The organism is Mesorhizobium helmanticense (genome assembly GCF_003034915.1).
Classification (GTDB): domain Bacteria; phylum Pseudomonadota; class Alphaproteobacteria; order Rhizobiales; family Rhizobiaceae; genus Mesorhizobium; species Mesorhizobium helmanticense.
In genome coordinates this window covers 1-6,224 of sequence record NZ_PZJX01000035.1, presented here as the reverse complement: position 1 = coordinate 6,224, position 6,224 = coordinate 1, and the positions used below count along the sequence as shown (strand labels likewise).

Here is a 6,224-nt window from a genome sequence, read left to right as displayed (position 1 = left end):
CAGGAAGCACGTCACCAGGCTCGGACTGAAGGTCATGTTCGAGCCCGGCCGGCTGATATCAGGCAATGCCGGCATCCTCGTCTCGCAGGTGATCTTCGTTAAGGAAGGCGACGCCAAGAACTTCCTCGTCGTCGATGCCGCGATGAACGACCTGATCCGACCGACGCTCTATGACGCCTTCCACGACATAAGGCCGGTGGTGCAGCAGCCGGCCGCAGCGCCGCGCATGACGGTCGATGTGGTCGGCCCGGTCTGCGAGACCGGCGACTATCTCGGTCTGGACCGCGACCTGCCGCGGCTGAAGTCCGGCGACCTCATCGCCATCGCCACCGCCGGTGCCTATGGCGCGGTGCAGGCCGGCACCTACAACACCCGGCTTCTGGTGCCCGAAGTACTGGTCGACGGCGACCGTTTCCATGTCGTGCGTCCGCGCCAGACCTATGACGAGCTGATCGGGCTGGATTCGGTGCCTGACTGGTTGAAGTAGAGATCATCCAAGGCGCTACAACCGCGCCTGGATCCTGGTTCTGGTTTCTGCGATCTTCTTCTCATCGCGGCGATAGAACGCCCACTGCTTGATGCGCTTGCTGCTGAGAAGCCCTGCTTGGGTGAGCACCCGCATGTGTTCGCTAAGCGTCGCCTGAGTAATGCCGAGCTTTTCGGCAATCAGCAGCGCGCAGACACCGTCATCGACCAGATCGCCATCGGCTTGGCGTGGGAAATGGGCACGTGGATCCTTCAGCCAGTCGAGGATCTGCAGCCTGCGCTCGTTGGCGATCGCCTTGAAGACATCGACCTCTTGCATTTAGTCATTTTGCTAAGTTACTAAGTAATGTCAATCCCGGGAGGCGAGAACAAGCCATGCCAAATACGATCACGCGCGAACGCATTGCCGCCGCGGAAACGCGCATCCGGCCCTTCGTGCGCCACACGCCGGTGCTGCGCGTCGACATGGCCGATTTCGACCGCCCGGCTCTCGACGTCGACCTGAAGCTGGAATGCCTGCAGCATTCCGGCTCGTTCAAGGCGCGCGGCGCCTTCACCAATCTTCTCGAGCGGCCGGTGCCGAAGGCTGGCGTCGTCGCGGCATCGGGCGGCAATCATGGCGCCGCCGTCGCCTATGCGGCCATGCGGCTTGGCCACAAGGCGACCATTTTCGTTCCCGAGGTGAGCCCGCCGGCCAAGCTCGACCGTATCCGCGGCTATGGCGCCGAGCTGATTGTCGGCGGCGCCCGCTATGCCGAGGCACTGGCCGCCAGCGAGGGCTTCGCCGAAAAGACCGGCGCATTGCAGATCCACGCCTTCAACCAGGAGGAAACGCTGGTCGGGCAAGGCACGCTCGGCCTCGAGATCGAAGCCGAGCTGCCTGAACTCGACACGCTTCTGGTCGCCGTCGGCGGCGGCGGGCTGATCGGCGGTATCGCCGCCTGGTTCGCCGGCCGCATCAGGATCATCGCCGTCGAGCCGGAAGGCGCGCCAACGCTTTACCGCGCCTTCGAGGCCGGGCGGCCGGTCGATGCGCCGGCCGAAGGCATCGCTGCCGATTCGCTGGCGCCCAAACGCGTCGGCGAAATGATGTTCCCAATCGCCGAAGCCTTCGTCGAACGCTCCATACTGGTCAGCGACGACGACATCATCGCAGCGCAGGCCGCGCTTTGGGACCGGGTGCGAATCATCTCCGAGCCCGGCGGCGCCGCGGCCTTCGCGGCCCTCCTGTCGGGCCGCTACGTGCCGACTGAGGGCGAGCGTATTGCCGTTCTGGTCTGCGGCGCGAACACGAATCCGGCGAAATTCTGACGATAATGGCTGCAATCCCCTTCACGTTTTAGGGAACTGCCTCGCCTTCGCCGTGTTTGTTGGTATTCTTCTACCAGTGAGGTTCGGGCTATCCCGCCCGACCAGGAAGGGCCGATGACGCAACGACCCACCTTCACCAGTGATCGCAGCCTGGCCAGGCGCCTTGCCCTGAGCCGACTGGCGACGCGGGTCTCCATGACGGTCGAGCGCGGCTGGCCGTTATTGCTGCCGCTGATTATCATCGCCAGCCTGTTCCTCAGCGTCTCGTGGCTCGGCCTCTTCCCTCTTCTGCCCGACATGGCGCGCATCGGCATCGTCGCGGCGTTCGCCATTGCAGCCCTTGGCGCGCTCTACCCCTTGCGTTTCTTCCGGATGCCGTCCAGCGCCGAAATCGACCGGCGCATCGAGGCGGCCAACCAACTGCTGCACAGCCCGGTGCTGGTGCAGACCGACCGTCCCAGCGGCAAGGAAAGCGGCTTTTCGCAGGCGTTGTGGCGCGAGCACCAGAAACGCATGGCCGAAAAACTCGACCGGCTCGGTGCCGACCTGCCACGCACGCGCGTACCCGAGCGCGACCCGTGGGGGCTGCGCGCCGTGGCGGCGCTTCTGCTCGTCACCACTTTTGCCTTCTCATTCGGGCCGTCGGGCGGCCGCATGACGGACGGATTCAGCGCCAATGCGGCGCGCGACGTGGTGCCGCCGCGCGTCGACGCCTGGGTGACGCCGCCAGCCTATACCGGCAGGCCGCCGATCTTCCTTACGGCTCCTGTCTCCACGGCCGCCAACGCCACCAACGTCAATCAGGCGGCGCCTGCCTTCACCGTGCCGGAAGGCAGCGACGTGTCGCTGCGCGTCACTGGCGGCTCTGGCGAGGAAACGCTGAGCTATGCCGACGCCAGCGGCAATGCCCACGCCATCGACCCGCAGGCCGCGACGGCCAAGCCGCCAGCAAACCCGGCGCCTCCTTCCGCGGTGCGCCAGTTCACCGGCAAGCTGACGGCCAATGGCACGCTGACGCTGAAATCGGCTGACGACGAACTTGGCCGCTGGGCCTTCGCGGTGATCCCCGACAAGCCGCCGCAGATCCGCTTCGTCGGCGAGCCCAAGCGCGCCGCCAATGGCGCTTTCGAACTCAACTACCAGATCGATGACGACTATGGCGCGGCCTCGGCCAAGGCGAGCTTCGCCTTGGCCGACCCGCAGGCGCCGAATGCGCGTCCGCTCTATGGCCCGCCCGAAATGCCATTGGCCTTGCCGCGCCGCGGCGGCAAGGCCAATGCCGCCAAGACCACGAAGGACCTGACCGAACATGTCTGGGCCGGCGGCAAGGTCAAGCTGACGCTTGTCGCCACCGATGATGCCGGACATACGGCAACCAGCGAAACCAAGACGCTGGTGATGCCGGAGCGGCCCTTCTCCAATCCGCTGGCCCGCGCCGTGATCGAGCAGCGCCGGATGCTGGCGCTCGACGCCAATGCCAAGGACCGCGTGCTCGACCTGATGGACGCGATCACGCTTCGGCCCGAAGACACGTTCGACAACATGGCTCACTACCTCGCCATCATGAGCGCCCGCAGCCGCCTGAAGATGGCCGACAGCGACGACCAGTTGCGCGACGAAGTGTCTTATCTCTGGGAGATCGCGCTCGGCATCGAGGAGGGCAATCTGTCGGCGGCCGAGAGGCGGCTGCGCCAGGCCCAGCAGGCGCTGCAGGATGCCATCAAGAACGGTGCCAGCGACGAAGAAATCGACAAGGCGATGAAGGAACTGCGCGAGGCGATGAACCAGTTCCTGCAGGAATTCGCGGCGCGCGCGCAGCAGAATCCGAATGCGCCTCAGATGCAGCAGAACGGCCAGGAACTGCGCCAGAGCGACATCGAACGCATGATGGACCAGATCGAGAATCTGGCGAAATCAGGCGATCGCGACAACGCGCAGCAACTGCTCTCGCAACTGCAGGACATGATGAACAATCTGCAGGCCGGGCGCCAGCAACAGGGCGGTGGCGAGCAGGACAGCGAGATGCGCCGGCAGATGGACAAGCTCGGCGAGATCATGCGGCGCCAGCAGGAGATGATGAACGACACGTTCCGCATGGACCAGATGCAGCGTGGCGAGCGTCAGCGCGGCCAGAATCGCGACGAGCAGCTCGGCGAGAATGGCGAGCAGGGCCAGATGGGCGAACAGGGCAAGCCCGGCCCGGGCGACGACCGCGACCCGCTTGGCCGGCCGAAGCCGATGACGCCGCAGGAATTCGCCGACGCGCTGAAGCAGTTGCAGGAGGGCCAAGGCAAGCTGCAAGGCGACCTCGAGCAGCTGAAGAAAGGGCTGGAAGGCATGGGTCTCGAGCCCAGTGAAGGGTTTGGCGAGGCCGGCAAATCCATGGGCAATGCCGAACAGTCGCTTGGCGAAGGCGACGGCGATCAGGCTGTCGGTCACCAGGGCCGCGCGCTGGAGGCGTTGCGCAAGGGCGCCAAGGACATAATGAAGCAATTGCAGGCCATGCAGGGCGACCAGGGCGGCAACGGCGAAGGCGGCCGCCAGCAGAATGCCGACCGCGACCCGCTCGGCCGGCCGCGCGCCACCAAGGGTCCCGATTTCGGTGAATCGGTGAAGGTGCCGGACGAGATCGACGTCCAGCGCGCCCGCCAGATTCTCGAAGCGATCCGCAAGCGGCTTGGCAATGCGCTCAGCCCGGATATCGAGCGCAGCTATCTGGAGCGGCTGCTGGAGCTGAAATAACTCCCCTCACCCCATCGCCTCAAGCATGAACCACTGAGACCACTATGGTGAAACTCGGCGCCGTCACCCCGATCCTGCGCATCTTCGACATCGCCAAGGCGCATGAATTTTATGTCGGCTTTCTCGGCTTTGAGGTGCAGTTCGAGCACCGCTTCGACGACAACGCTCCCCTCTATATGGGGATTTCCCGCGACGGCTGCGTGCTGCATCTGAGCGAACATCACGGCGACGGCGCGCCAGGCGCCCACGTGCGGATCGAGGTGACCGACATTGCGGGGCTGCACCGCGAATTGACGACCAGGAACTACCGCTTCGCCAGGCCGGGGCTTGAAGAGACGCCGTGGAAGACGAGGGAAATCACCGTCGGCGACCCATTCGGCAACCGGCTGACCTTCTACGAGGACATCCGGTAGCAACTTCCCCCACCTCTGCTCTACCGGTTGGTGAACGCCTCACGGATTGCCTCTTGCATGCCGTCGATGGCCTCGCCGGAGGCGTTCGGGTTGCGGCGCAGCACGATATTCGAGGCATCGATGTCGCCGAACCCGTCGGCGGCGGCGAGTTCCCGGCAACCGGCCGGTATGTTGCTGCGCGAGATCGGCGCGATCGCCAGCCCGGAGGTGACGGCGAGCTTGAGGCCGCCATTGGTATCGCTGGTATAGGCGACGCGATAAGCGAGACCGCGCTGCTCCAGTGACTTGATGGCGAAATCCTTGCACCAGCCGGCGTGGTTGTAGAGCGCGATCGGCACCGGGCGCTCCTCATGCATGTGATGCAGCTCCGAAGTTACCCACACGGTCGGATCCTGCATCAGCACCTCGCCGCCAGAAAGATCCTGCCATTCGAACACCACCGCCAGATCGAGCTCGCCGGTGGCGAGCGCCGCTATCTGGGCGCCGGAATGCGCATAGCGCACGGTAACTTCGACCTGAGGATGGCGCTTGGCGAAGGCGCCGAGCGCGCGCGACAGGATGGCATGACCATATTCTTCCGGGATGCCGATGCGCACCGGTCCGCCAAGCGGCGCCGCGGCCATCGACGCCGCGGTCTCCTCGAGCAGCGACACGATGCGCCGGGCGTTGCCGATAAGCTCACCGCCGCGCCGCGTCAGCGCCACGCCGCGCGAGCCGCGCTCGAACAGGCTGTCGCCGACCAGGCTTTCCAGCTTCTTCATCTGCATCGAGACCGCCGACTGGGTGCGGCCGGCCTGCTCGGCAGCCTTGGTGAAATTGCCGGTGTCGGCAACCGCGACGAACGTGCGCAACAGGTCACTGTCGAGGGTTGGCCGCATACTATCCGCCATAAGAAAATCTGATTGCAGGCATCATTCCAATTCGTTTGCAACATGTCAAACGCGAGAAGATACTTCCTCCACCCATTGGATATGCGGCCGCGAAATCGGCCGCGGACCAATCTGAAGAGTCCTCACTCATACCCGCTGCCCGAAACGGTGGCGGGTTCTTTTTACCCCAAAGTAGGCCCGGTCTTCGAGGCCGCGCGCAAGGAGCCTGTGAAATCGCATGCAGAACCGGATCGTCCTCGGCATGGCAAGCCTTTGCCTCGGCGTGCTGGTGTTCTCGCTCCAGGATCCATTGGTCAAGGCCGTATCGAGCACCTATCCGGTGACCGAGGTGATGGCCATTCGCTCGATCGTCGCCCTGCCGATCCTGATCTTTCTCGTCCAC

At 64.7% G+C, this 6,224-nt stretch carries 6 protein-coding genes and 1 pseudogene; 5 read left to right on the top strand and 2 right to left on the bottom strand.

Annotated elements, in window-relative coordinates:
• A partial coding sequence (locus C9427_RS19585; RefSeq protein WP_425351666.1) for a diaminopimelate decarboxylase family protein occupies positions 1-487 on the top strand: 487 nt, incomplete at its 5' end.
• Between the two features lie 15 nt (positions 488-502).
• On the opposite strand, the gene C9427_RS19580 is transcribed toward C9427_RS19585, so the two are convergent.
• Positions 503-805 carry an ArsR/SmtB family transcription factor gene (locus C9427_RS19580; RefSeq protein ID WP_107650759.1) on the bottom strand — a complete coding sequence of 101 codons (303 nt, stop codon included), beginning with the start codon at positions 803-805 and terminating at the stop codon, positions 503-505.
• 56 nt (positions 806-861) lie between these two features.
• Between C9427_RS19580 and C9427_RS19575 the strand changes: the two genes are divergently transcribed.
• From C9427_RS19575 to C9427_RS19565, 3 genes are all read left to right on the top strand, one after another.
• Positions 862-1,797, top strand: a complete 936-nt coding sequence (locus tag C9427_RS19575) for a threonine/serine dehydratase (protein WP_107650758.1) — start codon at positions 862-864, stop codon at positions 1,795-1,797.
• Positions 1,798-1,911: 114 nt separating this feature from the next.
• The gene (locus C9427_RS19570; protein WP_107650757.1) at positions 1,912-4,539 is read left to right on the top strand and encodes a TIGR02302 family protein; all 2,628 of its coding nucleotides are present in this window, start codon (positions 1,912-1,914) and stop codon (positions 4,537-4,539) included.
• A gap of 44 nt (positions 4,540-4,583) precedes the next feature.
• On the top strand, positions 4,584-4,952 hold the full coding sequence (locus C9427_RS19565) for a glyoxalase superfamily protein (protein ID WP_107650756.1): 369 nt from the start codon (positions 4,584-4,586) through the stop codon (positions 4,950-4,952).
• 20 nt (positions 4,953-4,972) lie between these two features.
• On the opposite strand, the gene C9427_RS19560 is transcribed toward C9427_RS19565, so the two are convergent.
• The gene (locus C9427_RS19560) at positions 4,973-5,830 is read right to left on the bottom strand and encodes a LysR family transcriptional regulator (protein ID WP_107650755.1); all 858 of its coding nucleotides are present in this window, start codon (positions 5,828-5,830) and stop codon (positions 4,973-4,975) included.
• Between the two features lie 229 nt (positions 5,831-6,059).
• Between C9427_RS19560 and C9427_RS34815 the strand changes: the two are divergent.
• A pseudogene (locus C9427_RS34815) lies at positions 6,060-6,224 on the top strand (DMT family transporter); the annotation flags it as partial.